Raw genomic sequence first — 17,663 nt, forward strand, 5'->3', positions numbered from 1 at the left:
CTTCATTTCTGGCACATCTCCTGTTGGGAATCCCACCGGAGATGTGCCAGAAATGAAGAGTTACGGGGTCACTCCTCGAGGAGGTCGTCGGGGAGATCGGCTGCTGCGGCGCGGTCGACCCACGCCACCGTCTCCGACGTGCCTGAGGCGCCCGCGGCCGGCACGCTGAGCGGACTGGCGCCTGCCAGCACGAGACCGAGGGCCGGTGCCTTGTCCGCCCCGGCTGCGACGAGCCACACACGGCGCGAGGAGTTGATCACCGGGCGTGTGAACGTGATCCGCTCCGGCGGAGGCTTGGGGGAGTCCCTCACCGCCAGCACGCTGGCATCCGTGACCGAGACCTCGGCGCGATCGGGGAACAGCGACGCGATGTGCCCGTCGGGGCCGACCCCGAGGAAGCAGATGTCGAACTCAGGATAGGGGCGTTCGTCCGTCCCGTACCTGGCCAGCTCCTCCGCGTATGCGGATGCAGCCTCGTCGAGCGGAACGCCGTCATCCGCTGCCGCAGGCTCGTGCACGTTCGCGGTCGGAAGGTCGAGCGAGTCCAGCAGCGCTTCTCTGGCCTGGAACGCGTTGCGCTCCCCGTCGGCGCGGGGGAGGAAGCGCTCGTCGCTCCACCAGAAGTGCACCCGCGGGAAGTCCACCATCGCCGCGCCCGGATGGCCGGCCACTCGTTCGAGAACCGCCGCGCCCATCGAACCGCCTGTGAGCGAAACGTGCACGGTCTCGCGCTCCTGCGTGAGCTGCGCGAGCTTGCCCACGAACTGTGCCGCAACGGCGTCGGCGAGTGCCGACTTGTCGGCCTCGACGACGACGCGCCTGACACTGGAGGCCATCAGCTGCCGCCCGGCTTCGGCAGGTTGGCCCAGCCGTCGGTCAGCACACGGCCGTACAGCAGATCCGGATCGAGGCGCCGCAGCTCCTCCGCAAGGCACTCGCGCAGCGAGCGGCGCGGCAGATGCAGCTCGTGATCCGGCTGACCCGGCTGTGTCAGAACTGCGACCGTGTCGTTCTGCCGTTCGAGCACGATGTCGCCGCTGGGGCGCGTGAGCCGCACGGAGTGGATGCCGTGGTCCCACTCGTCGGCGGTCTCCGGATGCCAGCTCACTGGCAGATCGAGCGCCATGCCGAGCCATGCGGCCAGCAGCGCGGTCGACGGCGACTGCCCCGAGCCTCGCACCTCGGCGGCCGAGATCGGCTCGAACGGCGGCTGATCGAGAACAGAGGCAAGCTGTTCGCGCCAGCGCGTCAGCCTCGTCCATGCGATGTCTGTGTCGCCCGGCGTGTACGCCTCGAGAAGCTGGGTGAGACGCTCACGCTTCGACGACGCGGTCGATGTGTCGGTGATGCGGCGTTGGGCGATGTGGCCGAGGTCGCTCTGACTGGCGTTCGTCGGCGGCTGGTCGGGCCACCATACGACCACAGGGGCGTCCGGCAGCAGCAGGCCGGTGACCAGGCTCTCCTTGTTGACGGCGGTCTCGCCGCCTGCGGTGAGCACGATGACCTCGCTGGCGCCGGCATCGCCGCCGACGCGGATCTGCGCGTCGAGTCGGGTCTCACCCTGCGCGTCGGTGCGGATCACGATCACGCGCATCGGATGCTCGGCCGAGGCGGCATTCGCCGCATCGATGGCTGCCTCATGGTGGACGCCGGGCGAGGCGATCACCAGCGTGAGCACGCGACCGAGAGCGACGGCGCCGCCCTCCTCGCGCATGCTGACGAGCGCCTTGGCGACCTTGGAGACGGTGGTGTTGGGAAGATCGTTGATCACGGGCGCCTCCAGACGCGGCCATCGCGAGCGAGCAGTGCATCGGCGGAGGGCGGCCCCCACGAGCCGGGACCGTACTGTTCGAGAGCGCCGCCGTTCGGCTGCGCGTCCAGTTCGGCCCAGTACTTCTCCACCGGATCGAGGATGCGCCACGACAGCTCGACCTCCTCATGGCGCGGGAACAGCGGCGGGTCGCCGAGCAGAACGTCCAGGATGAGCCGCTCGTAGGCTTCGGGGCTGTCCTCAGTGAAAGCGTGGCCGTAGCCGAAGTCCATGGTGACATCGCGCACGTGCGTGCCGTTGCCCGGCACCTTCGAACCGAATCGCAGCGTGACGCCCTCATCCGGCTGCACCCGGATCACGAGCGCGTTCTGACCGAGCTCGGAGCCTTGGCCGCGCGAGAGGAGCTGTCCTGGTGCCTGTTTGAACACCACGGCGATCTCGGTCACGCGGCGACCGAGACGCTTTCCGGTGCGCAGGTAGAACGGTACGTCGGCCCAGCGACGGGTGTTGATGCCGAGCTTGATCGCTGCATAGGTCTCCGAGGTGGAGCTGGGGTTCATCCCGTCCTCTTCGAGGAAGCTGCTGACGTGCTCACCGCCCTGCCAACCGCCCGCGTACTGGCCGCGTGCGGTCGCCGTCGAGAGGTCGTCCGGCAGCTCGACGGCAGCGAGGACCTTCTCTTTCTCATTGCGGAGATGCTCGGCGGAGAGGCTGATGGGCTCTTCCATCGCGGTGAGCGCGAGCAGCTGCAGCAGGTGGTTCTGGATCACATCGCGCGCGGCGCCGACGCCGTCGTAATAGCCGGCGCGCCCGCCGACGCCGATGTCCTCGGCCATCGTGATCTGCACGTGGTCGACGAAGTTGCGGTTCCAGATCGGCTCGTACAGCTCGTTGGCGAAGCGCAGAGCCAGGATGTTCTGGACCGTCTCCTTGCCGAGGTAGTGGTCGATGCGGAATATCGCGTCGGCGGGGAACGCCGCCTCGAGCGAGTCGTTCAGCTCCCTGGCCGATTCGAGGTCGTGTCCGAACGGCTTCTCGATGACGACGCGCCGCCAGCGATCGGCGTCGGTCTTGTCATCGACGAGTCCGGACTTCAGCAGCTGCTGGGCGACCGTGTCGAACGCCTTGGGCGGGATCGACAGGTAGAAGGCGTGGTTCCCCATCGTGCCGCGCTCTTTGTCGAGGAGATCGACCGTTTCGCGCAGACGACGGTAGGCGTCGTCGTCATCGAACGTTCCCTGGACGAACCGGATGCCGCGCTGCAGCTGCTGCCAGGTCTCTTCGCGGAACTCGGTGCGAGCGTGCTGGCGCACGGCGTCGCGCACGACCTCCGCGAAGTCCTGGTCCTCCCACTCGCGCCGTGCGAACCCGACGAGGGCGAAGCCCGGGGGCAGCAAGCCGCGATTGGCGAGGTCGTACACTGCGGGCATCAGCTTCTTGCGGGAGAGGTCGCCGGTGACACCGAAGATGACCAGCGCGCTCGGGCCCGCGATGCGGTTGAGCCGAAGGTCGTCTGCGTCGCGCAGCGGGTTCTCGCCGCGCGAGATGGGGACGGTCATGAAACTCCAGTTGGGATAGTGCTCTGCCGTTTCGTCGGGCCGCCGTTCGCGGGGAGACCCTCAGGTGCGTCAGCGGCGGCGAGGCATGCTGAGGTGGTTCTCGAGCCTCGCCGCCGCTGCGGTGGGTGGTGGGCGTGTCTCACGATCTGAGCCGTAGCGACCTGCGCAGCGGGTGACCAGCTGTGAGACACGCCCTACGTCACTCGGCGCTCGAGAGCGCGTCCTGGACGGTCTGCTTCAGTTCCTGCCACGATGCGATGAACTTCTCCACGCCCTCGGTCTCGAGCACCTTGGTGACGTCGGCGAAGTCCACACCGACCGAGGCGAGGCCGTCGATGACGGCGTGTGCTTCGGCGTAGGCGCCGGTCACGGCGTCGCCGGTCACGACGGCGTGGTCGAAGGTCGCCTCAAGCGTCTTCTCCGGCATGGTGTTCACCGTGCCGGAAGCGGCGAGCTCCGTGACGTACAGCGTGTCAGGAAGCGCCGGGTCCTTGACACCGGTCGACGCCCACAGCGGACGCTGCACGTTCGCACCCGCCTCGACGAGCTCGGTCGCCCGCTGCTCGGCGAACTTCTGCTCGAACAGCTCGAACGCGAGGCGTGCGTTGGCGACACCCGCCTTGGACAGCAGAGCGGCGGCCTCGTCGGTGCCGACGGCCTTGAGCCGCTTGTCGACCTCGCTGTCCACACGGGATACGAAGAAGGACGCGACGGAGTGGATCTGCGACAGATCGTGGCCGGCGGCCTTGGCCTGCTCGAGACCGGCGAGGTACGCGTCGATGACAGCGGCGTAGCGCTCGAGCGAGAAGATCAGCGTCACGTTCACGCTGATGCCGGAACCGATCGCCTCGGTGATCGCCGGAAGCCCGGCGAGGGTCGCCGGGATCTTGATGTGCGCGTTCGGACGGTCGACCGTCGACCACAACTGCTTGGCCTGAGCGATCGTGCCCTCCGTGTCGTTCGCGAGGTCGGGGGAGACCTCGATCGAAACGCGGCCATCGACACCGTTCGTGGCGTCGTAGACCGGACGGAAGACATCGCACGCGTCGCGGACGTCGTCTGTGGTGATGGTGATGATGGCGTCATCGACGTTGGAGTCGGCCTTCGCCAGCTCGGCGACCTGATCGGCGTACGACGCGCCGTTGCTGAGCGCTCCGGCGAAGATCGTCGGGTTCGTCGTCACACCGACGACGTCACGCGTGTCGATGAGCTCCTGCAGGTTGCCCGACGTGATGCGCTCGCGCGACAGGTCGTCGAGCCAGATGCTGACGCCGGTGGCGGACAGCTGAGCGGTGGGGGAGGTCACGAGTTCTCCTTGATGGTCTCGCGGGCGGCGTCGACGACGGCCTGCGCCGTGACACCGAACTTCTCGAACAGGGTCTTGTAGTCGGCCGATGCACCGAAGTGCTCGATCGACACGGAACGGCCGGCGTCGCCGACGATGCCGCGCCACGGCATCGCGAGGCCGGCTTCCACGGACACGCGCGCCTTCACTGCGGCAGGAAGCACGCTCTCGCGGTACTCCTCAGACTGCTCGGCGAACCACTCCAGCGAGGGAGCCGACACGACGCGCGCGTTCACGCCATCGGCCTTGAGGGACTCGCGGGCCTCGACGGCCAGCTGCACCTCGCTGCCGGTGGCGATCAGGATGACGTCGGGCGCACCGCCCGGTGCCTCGGCGAGCACGTACGCTCCACGGCCGGTGAGCGAGGCTGAGGCGAAGGTGTCGCCGGATGCCTCTGCGTCGCCGCGCTCGTACGTCGCGACGCCCTGACGGGTCAGGGCGAGCCCCGACGGGCCGCCGCGGCGCTTCAGGATCTCGAGCCACGCGTACGCCGTCTCGTTGGCGTCGGCCGGGCGGACCACGGCGAGGTTCGGGATGGCCCGCAGTGCGGTGAGGTGCTCGATCGGCTGGTGCGTCGGGCCGTCCTCGCCGAGCGCCACCGAGTCGTGGGTCCACACGAACACGCTGGGGATGTTCATCAGCGCGGCCAGTCGGACCGCGGGACGCATGTAGTCGGCGAACTGCAGGAAGGTGCCGCCGTAGGCGCGCGTCTTCCCATGCAGCACGATGCCGTTCAGGATCGCGCCCATCGCATGCTCGCGAATGCCGAAGTGCAGAACGCGGCCGTAAGGCGAACCGGTGAACTTGGCGGTCGACGCCGAAGCGGGGTTGAACGAGTCGACACCGTCGATCGTGGTGTTGTTCGAACCCGCGAGGTCGGCGGAACCGCCCCACAGCTCGGGCATGACCGGTCCGAGAGCGTTGAGGACCTTGCCGGACGCAGCGCGCGTGGCGACCGCCTTGCCTGCCTCGAACTCCGGCAGCACGTCCTCGATGCCCTGCGGCAGCTCGCCGGCTTCGAGACGATCGAGCAGCGCCTTGCGCTCCGGATTGGCCGCAGCCCAGGCGTCGAACTTCTGCTGCCACGCGACGCGCACGTCGGCCGCACGATCGGCGAGACCGCGAGTGCGGGCGATGACCTCGTCAGAGACCTCGAAGGTCTTCTCCGGGTCGAAGCCGAGCGCCTGCTTGGTCGCCGCGAGCTCTTCGGCGCCGAGCGCCGAACCGTGGATGCCGCCCGTGTTCTGCTTCTCGGGCGCAGGCCATCCGATGACCGTCTTGAGCACGATCAGCGACGGCTTGTCGGTCTCGGCCTTGGCCGCCTCGACTGCCGCGAACAGTTCGTGGACGTCCTCGACGTAGTCGCCGGTCTTCTTCCAGTCGACGGTCAGCACCTGCCAGCCGTACGCCTCGTAGCGTGCGGCCACATCCTCGGTGAACGCCACGTCGGTGTCGTCCTCGATGGAGATCTGGTTCGCATCGTAGAGCGCGATCAGATTGCCGAGCTTCTGGTGCCCGGCGAGGGAGGAGGCCTCGCTCGTCACGCCCTCCTGCAGATCGCCGTCACTGGCGATGACATAGACGAAGTGGTCGAACGGGCTCTCGCCCGCCGGAGCCTCCGGATCGAACAGACCGCGCTCGTAGCGGGCTGCATAGGCGAAGCCCACGGAGGACGCGAGGCCCTGACCGAGCGGACCGGTCGTGATCTCGACGCCGTCGGTCTCGCCGTACTCAGGGTGTCCTGGTGTCTTCGAGCCCCAGGTGCGCAGTGCCTTGAGGTCGTCGAGCTCGAGCCCGAAACCGCCGAGGTACAGCTGCACGTACTGGGTGAGCGAGGAGTGACCGGCCGACAGGATGAAGCGGTCGCGACCGATCCAGTGCGTGTCAGTCGGGTCATGGTCCATGACCCGCTGGTACAGCAGGTAGGCCGCAGGCGCGAGGCTCATCGCGGTGCCGGGGTGGCCGTTGCCGACCTTCTCCACAGCATCCGCCGCGAGCACGCGCGCCGTGTCAACGGCTCGCTCGTCAATCTCGTCCCAACGCAGTTCCGTCACCGGACCGCCTTTCATCCTGGGTTTAGCGCTCGGGCCGTCCGCAGGAACGGGTGGCATTCGAGCGCGCGTTCAACTCCATCCTAGTCATCGCGCTCCGCCGCAGGGAGCCCGCGCGTCACGCGGCGTATCCCCACAATCATGAACGGCGTTCAGTGAGCTCCGAGCCGACTCCCAGCATCCGGATGAACTAGACTGATGCGGGTTCTGCCGCAGCGAGTGAAGAAGGGACGTGCGATGTCGACTGCCGTCTCCGACCGCCGCACAGGCAAGGACATCCGGCGCACAGTTCGCGCGTACGTGATGCTGACGAAGCCGCGGGTGCTCGAGCTGCTGCTCGTATCGACGGTTCCGGTCATGTTCCTCGCCGCGCAGGGACTGCCGAACCTCTGGCTCGTCGTGGCGACCGTGATCGGCGGTTCGGCCAGTGCGGGTTCCGCCGCGGCGTTCAACATGTACATCGACCGCGACATGGACGCGCACATGCAGCGCACCAAGAACCGGCCGCTCGTCACCGGCGAGGTCTCACCGCGTGGCGCGCTCGTGTTCGCATGGTCGCTGGCGATCGCGTCCACTGTCTGGTTCCTGCTCACGGCCAATCTGCTCACCGCCGCACTGTCGGCGGGGGCGATCTTCTTCTACGTGGTCATCTACACGCTGCTGCTCAAACGCCACACCGAGCAGAACATCGTGTGGGGCGGCATCGCAGGCTGCTTCCCCGTGCTGATCGGATGGGCGGCGGTGACGAATTCACTGGACTGGCCGGCCTTCGTTCTGTTCGCCCTGGTGTTCCTGTGGACGCCGCCGCACTACTGGCCGCTGTCGATCAAGTACGCCGCCGATTACTCCGAGGCGAATGTTCCGATGCTCGGCGCCACCCGCAACGGTGTGCAGGTCGGCCTGCAGATCATCCTCTACGCGTGGGCGACGATCGCCTGCTCGCTGCTGCTGATCCCCGTCGCGGGCATGGGGATCGTGTACTCCGCATCCGCCGTGGTGTTCGGCGGTTGGTTCCTGTTCGAGTCGCACAGGCTCTATAACCGTACGGTCAAGGGCGAGGGGGCGGGCCCGATGCGTGTGTTCCACGCGTCCATCACCTACCTGACCCTCGTATTCGTGGCGGTCGCGGTCGATCCGCTGCTGCCGTTCTGACCGATCGGACCCCGTGAGCTCAGCAGGAGATCCTCCGGCCACACGCTCCATCGTGCTCGACCACGGGCAGCGCTGGCGCGCGTTCTGGGTCTGCGTGGCTGTTGCCGCGTTCACCATCCTGGACATCTCGAAGGTGAATGTCGGACTGCCCTCGATCGAGGAGGCTCTCGGTGGCGGCTCGACGGAGCTGCAGCTCGTCGTCTCCGGGTACATCCTGGCCTTCGGCCTCGGGCTCGTGCCGTTCGGGCGCATCGGCGACCAGCGCTCGAGGCGGACGCTGATGATCGTCGGACTGTGCGCCTTCGCGGTCGCGAGCGTGCTGTGCGCCGTCGCTCCCAACATCTGGTGGCTCGTCATCGCGCGCTTCCTGCAGGGTGTGGCGGCCGGCGTGCAGATGCCGCAGGTGATGGGCACGATCCAGCAGCTGTTCACCGGGCGTGAGCGCGGTGTCGCCTTCGGTCTGTTCGGTGCGGCGGTCGGTCTCGCCACGGCATTCGGCCCGACCCTCGGCGGCCTGCTGATCGCACTCGGCGGACCGACCGACGGATGGCGCTGGATCTTCTGGCTCAACCTGCCGCTGTGCCTGGTCGTGGTGCTCGCCGCCGTCTTCGTGCTGCCAGAGGTGCGCAGGCCGTCTCCCGCGCGCCTCGAGCTCGATCCCATCGGGCTTGCGCTGTTCGGCATCGCCGTGATCTCGCTCATGACGCCGTTCCTGCTCACCACGGGTTCGCCGGACGACGCCCCGGCCCGATGGTGGCTGCTGGTGCCGTTCCTGCTGTTCTGCGCCGGTTTCGTCGCCTGGGAGCGCCGTTATGCTCAGCGTGGCAAGTCGCCGCTCGTGCCGCTGCGGCTGTTCCGCGTGGTGTCGTGGCGCAACGGGAACCTGCTGCAGCTGCTGTACTTCGCCGGCCTGCCGACGGTGTTCCTGCTCACGGCGGTGTTCCTGCAGACCGGTCTCGGCATCGAGCCCGTGTATGCCGGCATGGTCACAATGGGCTTCGCGCTGCTGAGCGCATATACATCGTGGCTCGGCGGCAGGCTCGTCGACCGACTCGGTCGCAGCCTCGTGATCGCCGGGCTGATCACAGTGCTGTCCGCGATCGTCGGCCTCGTCATCGTGGGCTACGTCGCGAGCGACGCCGTCACGCCGTGGCTCATGGCGGGCGTGCTGGCGGTCGGCGGCATCGGCGGAGGCTTCGTCATCTCGCCGAACCAGACCCTGACCCTGGCCGAGATCCCGCCCCGTGAGGGCGGGCTGGCCGGGTCGGTAGGGCAGCTCGGTCAACGAATCGGCACAGCGGTCGGCACGGCCGTCGGCCTGTCCCTGTTCTACTCGACCGTGTACCGCGAGTCCGATGGATCCGGCGATACGACGGTCTACCACGACGCGTTCGGAACGGGCCTTCTCGCGACCGCTGTGTGCGTCGCCGGTGCACTGGCCGTGGCGTTCATCGACCTGGGCAGTCGTCGCAGAGCGGCCCGTGGCGGCTCCAGCGAGGCCTGACCCACGGCTCTTCAGCTCTCCTGCATCTCATCAGCGGCGCAGCCCGGCCATCCTCGGCTTCAGGGGCCTCCACTCGCTCGCGCGCGGGATACTGATCGGCATGGGGAGCAGCGACGGCTGAGAGCCGACGGCTCGCCGGATCAGCCGGCGTGGGGAAAGTGCTCGCCTCGAGGGAGCCGCGAGGCGACCGGCGCCTTCAGGCGGAGTACGACGGCCACATAGGCGGCCGCTGAGAGTGCGGCGAGCACCATGTGGATGCCGACCAGCAGCGGGGGCAGAGCGGCATTGGCCTGCCACACGCCGACACCGATCTGCACGATCAGCACGGCGAGGAAGACCGTCGCCCATGCACGTGTCGGAAGCCTCCTGATCCATGCGAGTGCGGTGATCACGAGAGCCAGCGCGAGCAGCGCGTACCCGGGCCACGAGTGCACGTGTGCGAGCAGCGTGGCGTCGAAGCCGTCTCGCTGCACGTACCGGTCACCCGAGTGCGGTCCGTTCCCCGTCGTGAGCACGCCGAACGCGATCGTCACCGCGAGGACCAGCGACGTGACGTGCACGAGCACGGCGTAGCCGCGCGGCACGGCGAGTGCGCGGTCGCCCGGCTCGGCGTTCATCCTGACCAGGAACGCCGCTGTGACGCAGACAAGGGCGAGCGACGACGCGTAGTGGAAGCCGACGATGAACGGGTTCAGCTCGGTGAGAACGGCGCTTCCGCCGACGACTGCCTGCGCCATGACGCCGACCAGCACGACCCACGCCAGCACATGCAGGTCGCGGCGCACGCGGGTCTTCGCAAGCGAATAGGCCATGCCAGCGAGCACCGCGACGAGAAGGACCACCGACATCACCACAGAGCCGACATCGCTCCGACCCAGCGCGTTGAGGGCTGCATAGGCGCCGATGGCGACGACGACACCGCCGATCGCGAAGATCAGCGCGGGCGCGACCGCGCGCATCCGGCCGGCGGCGAACAGCACCAGGAACAGCACTGCCAGCGCGAAGATGCCGACGACGCCCGTCATCATGCGGTTGCCGTACTCGATGATGCCGTGGATGCCCTGCGCGGCCGTCGGCACGAGGGAATCGGGGGTGCACAGCGGCCACTGGTCGCAGCCGAGACCGGAGCCGGTCAGACGCACGGCACCTCCCGTGCCGATGATGATCACCTCGGCGAGGAAGGAGAGCCAGGCGAAGAACCTCAGGGCGGGGGAGATGCGCACTCCAGCAGTCTAGGAAGGCAACCTGCGTCGATGATGAGCGCGGGGCGCGTCACGACCTGCCGGAACCGCACGGAGCGGATGCCGCTGAACCGGGCGCGTCGCCGCTGTGAGCCTGTAGACTTGAATGGTTGAGAACAAGCGCGGAATGCGCTGAAACCGGGTCCCCAACAGCGCCCCTTTCTCCGTAAGGGCGGGCCGGATGATACCGATTCGGGATCCACGAGGAGAGTAGAGACGTCATGTCTGATGTGCTGATCGACCGCCCAGAGCTGGAAGGCCTGGGGGTGTACGAGTTCGGCTGGCACGATGAGGATGCGGCTGGCGCGAGCGCGAAGCGCGGCCTCACCGAGTCGGTCGTGCGCGACATCTCACAGCTGAAGAGCGAACCGGAATGGATGCTCAAGACCCGCCTGAAGGGTCTGAAGCTGTTCGAGAAGAAGCCGATGCCCACCTGGGGCGCCGACCTCAGCGAGATCGACTTCGACAACATCAAGTACTTCGTGCGCTCGACCGAGAAGCAGGCCCAGAACTGGGAGGACCTGCCGGACGAGATCAAGAACACCTATGAGAAGCTGGGCATCCCCGAGGCCGAGCGCCAGCGACTCGTCGCGGGTGTCGCCGCCCAGTACGAGTCGGAGGTCGTGTACCACCAGATCCGCGAGGACCTGGAGAGCCAGGGCGTGATCTTCATGGACACGGACACCGCCCTGCGCGAGCACCCGGAGTTCTTCGAGGAGTACTTCGGCACCGTCATCCCGCCCGGCGACAACAAGTTCGCCGCGCTGAACACCTCCGTCTGGTCGGGCGGGTCGTTCGTGTACGTGCCGAAGGGCGTGCACGTCGAGATCCCTCTGCAGGCGTACTTCCGCATCAACACCGAGAACATGGGGCAGTTCGAGCGCACCCTGATCATCGCGGACGAGGGCAGCTACATCCACTACATCGAGGGCTGCACGGCCCCGATCTACAAGAGCGATTCGCTGCACTCGGCCGTCGTCGAGATCATCGTGAAGAAGAACGCGCGGGTGCGGTACACGACCATCCAGAACTGGTCGAACAACGTGTACAACCTCGTCACCAAGCGCGCCGTCGCGCACGAGGGCGCGACGATGGAGTGGGTCGACGGCAACATCGGCTCGAAGGTGACGATGAAGTACCCGTCGATCTTCCTGATGGGCGAGCACGCCAAGGGCGAGACGCTTTCGGTCGCCTTCGCGGGCCCCGGTCAGCACCAGGACGCCGGCGCGAAGATGATCCACATGGCGCCCTACACGCAGTCGTCGATCGTGTCGAAGTCGATCGCCCGCGGCGGTGGACGTGCGGGCTATCGCGGTGAGGTGCGCGTCGATGAGAACGCGCACCACTCGGCGAACACCGTGAGGTGCGACGCGCTGCTGGTCGACACGATCTCGCGCAGCGACACCTACCCCGCCATCGACATCCGGGTCGACGACGTCGAGCTCGGGCACGAGGCGACCGTCTCCAAGGTCAGCGCCGAGCAGCTGTTCTATCTGCAGAGCCGCGGCATGCCGGAGGACGAGGCGATGGCGATGATCGTGCGCGGGTTCATCGAGCCGATCGCGCGCGAGCTCCCCATGGAGTACGCGCTCGAGTTGAACAAGCTCATCGAGATGGGCATGGAAGGATCCGTCGGCTGATATGGCAGACACGACTCAGGCGCCGGTCGCGGCGCAGGAAGAGCACGCCCATCGCGACCCCGCGACGGTGATCATCCCGCCACAGGACGACGTCATGATTCCGGTCCAGACGCGTTCGGAGCGCCCTCGCTCGTTCGATCCGGCCGACTTCGGGACGCCGACCGGGCGCGAGGTGAACTGGCTGCACACACCGCTGAAGACCGTCTCGCCGCTGTTCGAGCAGGCGGACGCCGACGGCGGCGTCGTCCACGAGGTCATCTCGGGCGAGCAGTTCCTCGACCAGTCGCTGCCCGTGGGCGTCGCCCCGCGCGGTGAGTTCTTCGTGCCGGAGGACCTGCCGTCGGCGGTCGCATGGCAGTCGGCGACCGAGGCCCGCTTCGTCAGGATCCCGCGCGAGGAGATCGTCGAAGAGCCGATCACCATCCGCATCACGGGTCAGGGCGCCGAGCAGCGCGCCGATGACCATATCGTCATCGAAGCGGCAGAGCACTCCAAGGCCGTCGTCGTGCTGCGGCACTCCGGCTCGGCTCAGTACGCGCAGAACGTCGAGATCATCGTGCGCGACGGCGCAGACCTTACGGTCATCTCCGTGCAGCACTGGGACGATGACGCCGTGCACACCGCCAGCCACCAGGCGCGTGTCGACAACGATGCGCGCCTGCGGCACTTCGTGGTCACCTTCGGCGGATCGCTCGTGCGGGTCAACCCGAACATCGAGCTCGCCGGCGCCGGCGCGGTCGGCGAGGGCTACGGCCTCAGCTTCGCCGACGCCGGCCAGCACTTCGAGAGCCAGGTGTTCCTGTTCCACAAGGGTCCGCACACCACGGGTGACGTGCTCTACAAGGGTGCGCTGCAGGGCGCGAGCGCGCACAGCGTGTGGATCGGCGATGTGCTGATCGGCCCGGATGCCACCGGCACGAACTCCTACGAGGCCAACCGCAACCTGGTGCTCACGAACGGCGCGCGCGCCGACTCGATCCCCAACCTCGAGATCGAGACGGGCGACATCCTCGGTGCCGGGCACGCCTCGGCGACGGGCCGCTTCGACGACGAGCAGCTGTTCTATCTGCAGGCGCGCGGCATCTCCGAGGAGGAGGCACGCCGTCTGGTGGTCGTCGGCTTCCTGGCCGAGATCGTGCAGAAGCTGAACCTGCCGGATCTGGAGGCGGAGCTGTCGGAGGCGATCGAGCGCGAACTCGCGGAGGGCGAGCAGTGAGCGCCGTCCGCGTCTGTGCGCTGAGCGAGCTCGTCCAGGACGAGGCGCTCCGCGTCGAGGCCGACGGCGTGCCGGTCGCGGTCGTCCTCGATTCCAACGGCGATGTGCACGCCATCGGCGACACCTGCACCCACGGCGAAGTCTCCCTCTCAGAGGGCTTCGTCGAGGACGACACCCTGGAGTGCTGGGCGCACGGATCCGCGTTCTCGCTGACGACCGGCAAGCCCTTGAACCTCCCCGCATACGAGCCCGTCCCGGTCTTCGCCGTCGAGATCGACGGCGACGACGTGCTCATCGATCCCAACGTGAAGAAGGAAGTCTGACATGGCTGTTCTCGAGATCCGCGACCTGCACGTCACGGTCGAGACCGACGAGGGGACCACGCCCATTCTCAACGGCGTGAACCTCACAGTGCGCTCCGGCGAGACGCACGCGATCATGGGCCCCAACGGGTCAGGCAAGTCGACGCTCGCGTCGACGATCGCCGGCCACCCGAAGTACACCGTCACGAGCGGTTCGATCGCGCTCGACGGGGAGGACGTCCTCGAGATGAGCGTCGACGAGCGCGCTCGTGCCGGACTGTTCCTCGCGATGCAGTACCCGGTCGAGATCCCGGGCGTGACCGTGACGAACTTCCTGCGCACGGCCAAGACCGCGCTGGACGGCGAGGCGCCGGCCATCCGGACCTGGACGAAGGACATCAAGGAGGGCATGACGAACCTCCGGATGGACCCGAAGTTCGCCCAGCGCAACGTGAACGAGGGCTTCTCCGGAGGCGAGAAGAAGCGAAACGAGATCCTCCAGCTGGAGCTGCTTAAGCCGCAGCTGGCGATCCTCGATGAGACCGACTCCGGTCTCGACGTCGATGCGCTCAAGGTCGTCTCGGAGGGCGTCAACCGTGCGCGCGAGGCGACGGGGCTCGGTGTGCTGCTGATCACGCACTACACGCGCATCCTGCGCTACATCGCGCCGGACTACGTGCACGTGATGATCGGCGGCAGGATCGTCGAAGAGGGCGGCGCCGAGCTGGCCGACAAGCTCGAGGAGTCCGGCTACGCGGGCTACCTCCCCGACGACGCGACGATCGAAGCGTAGGCTGAGTCGTATGGACGCCACGCTTGCCGACGGGAAGTTCGACGAGGTCACAGAAGCGCTCAAGGACGTCATGGACCCCGAGCTCGGGGTCAACATCGTCGACCTCGGACTGATCTACGACCTCAGCTGGGACGACGAGAACGACGCGCTGGTCATCCACATGACACTGACGAGCGCCGGATGTCCGCTCACCGACGTGCTCGAAGAGCAGACCGGTCAGGCGCTCGACGGCGTGGTCGAACGGTTCCGGATCAACTGGGTCTGGATGCCGCCGTGGGGGCCGGAGAAGATCTCCGAGGACGGGCGCGACATGATGCGCGCACTCGGCTTCTCTATCTGACTCCGCTGCGCTGACCACGCGCAATGCCCCGCCTTCGGACGGGGCATTGCGCGTTCCGGCGCAGGCTCGGGCAGGATGGGACCGTGGCAGACGAGGACAGGACAGCGGCGACTCGTGTCGGGTGGCGCGATGTCGTCGGCTCTGTCGGCACGGCGGGTCGGCTCATCGGACGTCACTGGCCGCGGATGCTCACGGCCGCACTGCTGGGGATCGCGTTCCGCAACGCGGTCATCTGGGGCGCTGTGGCGCTGAGCGCATCCGTGCCATGGCTGGCTCAGGTCGTGCTGGTGTTCGCGCCGCTCGGGTATCTCGTGCCGATCGTGTACATGCTGCGGCTCTGCGCCGAGGACCTCCCGCGGCTGCGCGCGGCGATCGCCGCTGAGGCACCCGACAGCCCAACGGAGGGGCGCCAGCAGCGGCTGATCGACGTATCGGTGTCGGTGCTGGTGCCGTTCCTCGCGGTGTACACGGCGTACAACCTGCTCGAGGAGGACCGCAATCGTTTCGTGAACGCGGCGGCGGCCGACGAGCTGTTCAACGGCTTCGCCGCACCTGAGGGCATCGACCTGCTGGGGCGGCTGCAGCTGAACAACCCGCTCTGGATGATCCTCTCCCTTGTCGCCGTGGCCCTCATCGTGCGCTGGCTGCTCGGTCGCGTCGAGCGGGTGTGGCGCTTCGTCGGCATCGCGTTCCTGGGTGCGTTCATCGAGCTGTTCTGGACGATCTACGTCTCCGAACAGCTGCAGGACGGGCTGCGCGGCGCGATGAACTGGCTGCTCGGCCGCACCTTCGTCGTGGCGATGATCGACTGGTGGGACGGCGTCGTCGACGCCCTCGGATGGCTCGGCATTCCGCTCGACGTCTCCGTGAGCTGGCTGGTCGGGCTGTTCGGCTCGATCGGGCCCGTGATCGTCGTCCCGATCGCCTGGCTGGTCGTCGCCTCGGTCGTGCTCGGCCACCGCCTGACGCCCCCGGAGCGAGTCGATCATCCGGCGCTGAATCGCGTCACACGCTCTGTGCCCGATCGTGTGAAGAAGGTGGGTGCCAGCCTCATCGCCGACATCGGCGGCCGTTGGGCGGCGTTCTTCGGCGGCGTCGGACTGGTGCTGCGCACGGGACTCGTGCCGATCCTGGCGTTCTGCATCGTCTTCCTGATTCCCAACCTCGTTCCCACGATCGTGAGCTGGTGCGCCAGATGGCTGATCGGACCGACCGATGCATGGACCTTCCTCGCATTCTCTCCGTGGGAGACGGCCATCGGCCTCGCCCTGCAGCTGGTGGCGACCGCGCCGATCGTCGCGGCGGCACTCGACCGGTTCCTCGTGCCCGTCGGCGCGCCGACCATCCCCGCTGAGGCGATCCGATGAGCACCGCGACGCCGATTCCCGCGGCCATGCGCCGTCGCGCCGCCGTGGTGATCGTCATCGGCTTCGGCGTCATCGTCGCTGTGTCGGTCGCCCTTGCCGTGGTGGGCTGGCTCCAGGACGCTCGCCCCGACGATCCGGAGCCCGTCACCGTGGGCGAGCCGTTCCGCATCGGTGACTTCGAGTTCGTGGTGACCGGTGCGCACATCGTCGATGATGCGGACGGCGTCTATCTGCCGCGCGACGATGACGGCGAAACAGATCCGGATGTGCGTGCGCTGATCGCCTCAGTCGAGGTCACCAATGTCGGCGATGCTCCGTGGCTCGGCGTCACCGCGACATCCGCGGTGCACGCACCTGATGACGCGGGCATCGTCGGCGACGCGAACGACGACACCGACGGTGCGGCGCTGTTCAGCGCCGATGGCCACCTCGTCGACGTTCTCAATCCCGGCGTCACCATCCGCGGCACGTACGGCTGGGCGCAGGATCGCGGATGGAGAGGCGATGAGATCACGCTTCGGTTCACGGAGCTGCGTTGGGTCGAGCACGATCCGCTCACCCTCGACGACCGCCGCTGGGCGGCCACGGATCGCCTCTCGCACACTGTGACTGTTCCCGTGGAGATGCTCGGGGGGCAGGCACCATGAGCGGAGCTTCGCATCGCAGCACGGCACGACGCCGCGTGCTCTCGACGCTGGCGGCTGCGGCACTGTTCGTGCTGGCGCTGTCGCTGGGCAGGGTTGTGAGCGATCAGCTCTCAGACAGCAGTGCATCAGCGGCGCCGTTCTCCGTTGCTGCAGCCGCGTCCGAAGGCACCGTCTCGCTCGACTACGTCGACGTCACGGTGAAGGGCGTGCGGGCGACCGACACGCTCGTCGATCGCGAGGAGGTCGAGACCACGACGGCGACATTCCTCGTCGTCGATCTCGAGGTGCTCGCGCCCGCGCGCTCTCTGCACTTGGGCGGCCTGCGCCTGCGAGGAGCGGATGGCACGATCTACCGGCCTGCGGGTTCGAGTCGCACCGGGTGCTCCGATGCCACGTCGATCGCCACGGGACTGCCCACGTACTGGATGGCATGCTTCGAGATACCCGACGACGCCGTGCGGGGGGCGACCATGCTCCTGGGGCGGGGAGACCCGGAGTCGGGCCTCGACCGCCGCGAGCAGCGCGCCGAGATCGACCTCGAGCTCGACGAGGAGCGCGCCGAAGCGCTCACCGCGGCGAGCGACCCGCTGCCGACGAGCCTCGCGGACATGGAGCCGTACGACATCCAGCCTGTGGAGGTCGAGCAATGACGTCGCCCGAGCCGCTCGCGCCGCCGTTGGACGATGGGCCCGCACCGCCGGCTGAACCCCCTCGCTCCCGCAGAAGCACGCGTGG

The 17,663-nt window shown here is 67.8% G+C and carries 16 protein-coding genes; 10 read left to right on the forward strand and 6 right to left on the reverse strand.

Annotated features, from left to right (window positions below):
* Window positions 1–68 precede the first annotated feature (68 nt).
* The 5 genes from pgl to tkt all read right to left on the reverse strand — a co-directional run bounded on the left by pgl (window position 69) and on the right by tkt (window position 6,729).
* A complete protein-coding gene (pgl, locus tag DZG09_RS10925; RefSeq protein WP_119697756.1) occupies window positions 69–836 on the reverse strand; it encodes a 6-phosphogluconolactonase in 768 nt (255 codons plus the stop codon).
* Window positions 836–1,771 (reverse strand): glucose-6-phosphate dehydrogenase assembly protein OpcA, encoded by a 936-nt coding sequence (locus DZG09_RS10930; RefSeq protein ID WP_119697757.1) that lies wholly within the window; start codon window positions 1,769–1,771, stop codon window positions 836–838. Before DZG09_RS10930 ends, pgl begins: the two co-directional genes overlap by 1 nt.
* Complete coding sequence (gene zwf / locus DZG09_RS10935; protein ID WP_119697758.1) at window positions 1,768–3,330, reverse strand: glucose-6-phosphate dehydrogenase; 1,563 nt, start codon at window positions 3,328–3,330, stop codon at window positions 1,768–1,770. The genes DZG09_RS10930 and zwf overlap by 4 nt, the downstream gene beginning before the upstream one ends.
* Window positions 3,331–3,529: 199 nt before the next feature.
* A complete protein-coding gene (tal, locus tag DZG09_RS10940) occupies window positions 3,530–4,636 on the reverse strand; it encodes a transaldolase (protein WP_119697759.1) in 1,107 nt (368 codons plus the stop codon).
* Window positions 4,633–6,729 (reverse strand): transketolase, encoded by a 2,097-nt coding sequence (gene tkt, locus DZG09_RS10945; protein WP_119697996.1) that lies wholly within the window; start codon window positions 6,727–6,729, stop codon window positions 4,633–4,635. The genes tal and tkt overlap by 4 nt, the downstream gene beginning before the upstream one ends.
* Before the next feature lie 234 nt (window positions 6,730–6,963).
* Between tkt and DZG09_RS10950 the strand changes: the two genes are divergently transcribed.
* Window positions 6,964–7,878: a heme o synthase gene (locus DZG09_RS10950; RefSeq protein ID WP_119697997.1), complete on the forward strand. Its 915-nt coding sequence runs from the start codon at window positions 6,964–6,966 to the stop codon at window positions 7,876–7,878.
* 13 nt (window positions 7,879–7,891) lie between these two features.
* Window positions 7,892–9,382 carry an MFS transporter gene (locus DZG09_RS10955; protein ID WP_240423951.1) on the forward strand — a complete coding sequence of 497 codons (1,491 nt, stop codon included), beginning with the start codon at window positions 7,892–7,894 and terminating at the stop codon, window positions 9,380–9,382.
* A 140-nt stretch (window positions 9,383–9,522) separates the two neighbouring features.
* Here DZG09_RS10955 and DZG09_RS10960 read toward each other — a convergent pair whose 3' ends face one another.
* Window positions 9,523–10,605 carry a COX15/CtaA family protein gene (locus tag DZG09_RS10960; RefSeq protein WP_240423953.1) on the reverse strand — a complete coding sequence of 361 codons (1,083 nt, stop codon included), beginning with the start codon at window positions 10,603–10,605 and terminating at the stop codon, window positions 9,523–9,525.
* 239 nt (window positions 10,606–10,844) lie between these two features.
* Here DZG09_RS10960 and sufB point away from each other — a divergent pair, with 239 nt between their 5' ends.
* The 8 genes from sufB (at window position 10,845) to DZG09_RS11000 (ending at window position 17,578) form a co-directional block, all read left to right on the forward strand.
* A complete protein-coding gene (gene sufB / locus DZG09_RS10965) occupies window positions 10,845–12,263 on the forward strand; it encodes a Fe-S cluster assembly protein SufB (RefSeq protein ID WP_119697760.1) in 1,419 nt (472 codons plus the stop codon).
* Window position 12,264: 1 nt separating this feature from the next.
* Window positions 12,265–13,479, forward strand: a complete 1,215-nt coding sequence (gene sufD, locus DZG09_RS10970; RefSeq protein ID WP_119697761.1) for a Fe-S cluster assembly protein SufD — start codon at window positions 12,265–12,267, stop codon at window positions 13,477–13,479.
* Window positions 13,476–13,802 carry a non-heme iron oxygenase ferredoxin subunit gene (locus tag DZG09_RS10975; protein WP_119697762.1) on the forward strand — a complete coding sequence of 109 codons (327 nt, stop codon included), beginning with the start codon at window positions 13,476–13,478 and terminating at the stop codon, window positions 13,800–13,802. Before sufD ends, DZG09_RS10975 begins: the two co-directional genes overlap by 4 nt.
* Before the next feature lies 1 nt (window position 13,803).
* Window positions 13,804–14,574 carry a Fe-S cluster assembly ATPase SufC gene (gene sufC / locus DZG09_RS10980; RefSeq protein ID WP_119697763.1) on the forward strand — a complete coding sequence of 257 codons (771 nt, stop codon included), beginning with the start codon at window positions 13,804–13,806 and terminating at the stop codon, window positions 14,572–14,574.
* A gap of 10 nt (window positions 14,575–14,584) precedes the next feature.
* Entirely contained in the window at window positions 14,585–14,914 is a 330-nt protein-coding gene (locus tag DZG09_RS10985) for a metal-sulfur cluster assembly factor (RefSeq protein ID WP_119697764.1), read from the forward strand.
* Window positions 14,915–14,997: 83 nt separating this feature from the next.
* On the forward strand, window positions 14,998–16,281 hold the full coding sequence (locus DZG09_RS10990) for a hypothetical protein (RefSeq protein WP_119697765.1): 1,284 nt from the start codon (window positions 14,998–15,000) through the stop codon (window positions 16,279–16,281).
* A complete protein-coding gene (locus DZG09_RS10995) occupies window positions 16,278–16,928 on the forward strand; it encodes a DUF4352 domain-containing protein (RefSeq protein WP_119697766.1) in 651 nt (216 codons plus the stop codon). The genes DZG09_RS10990 and DZG09_RS10995 overlap by 4 nt, the downstream gene beginning before the upstream one ends.
* Window positions 16,925–17,578, forward strand: a complete 654-nt coding sequence (locus DZG09_RS11000) for a hypothetical protein (RefSeq protein ID WP_119697767.1) — start codon at window positions 16,925–16,927, stop codon at window positions 17,576–17,578. Before DZG09_RS10995 ends, DZG09_RS11000 begins: the two co-directional genes overlap by 4 nt.
* The last annotated feature ends 85 nt before the right edge of the window (window positions 17,579–17,663 follow it).

Source organism: Microbacterium halotolerans, assembly GCF_003569805.1.
GTDB classification, from domain to species: Bacteria; Actinomycetota; Actinomycetes; order Actinomycetales; family Microbacteriaceae; genus Microbacterium; species Microbacterium halotolerans.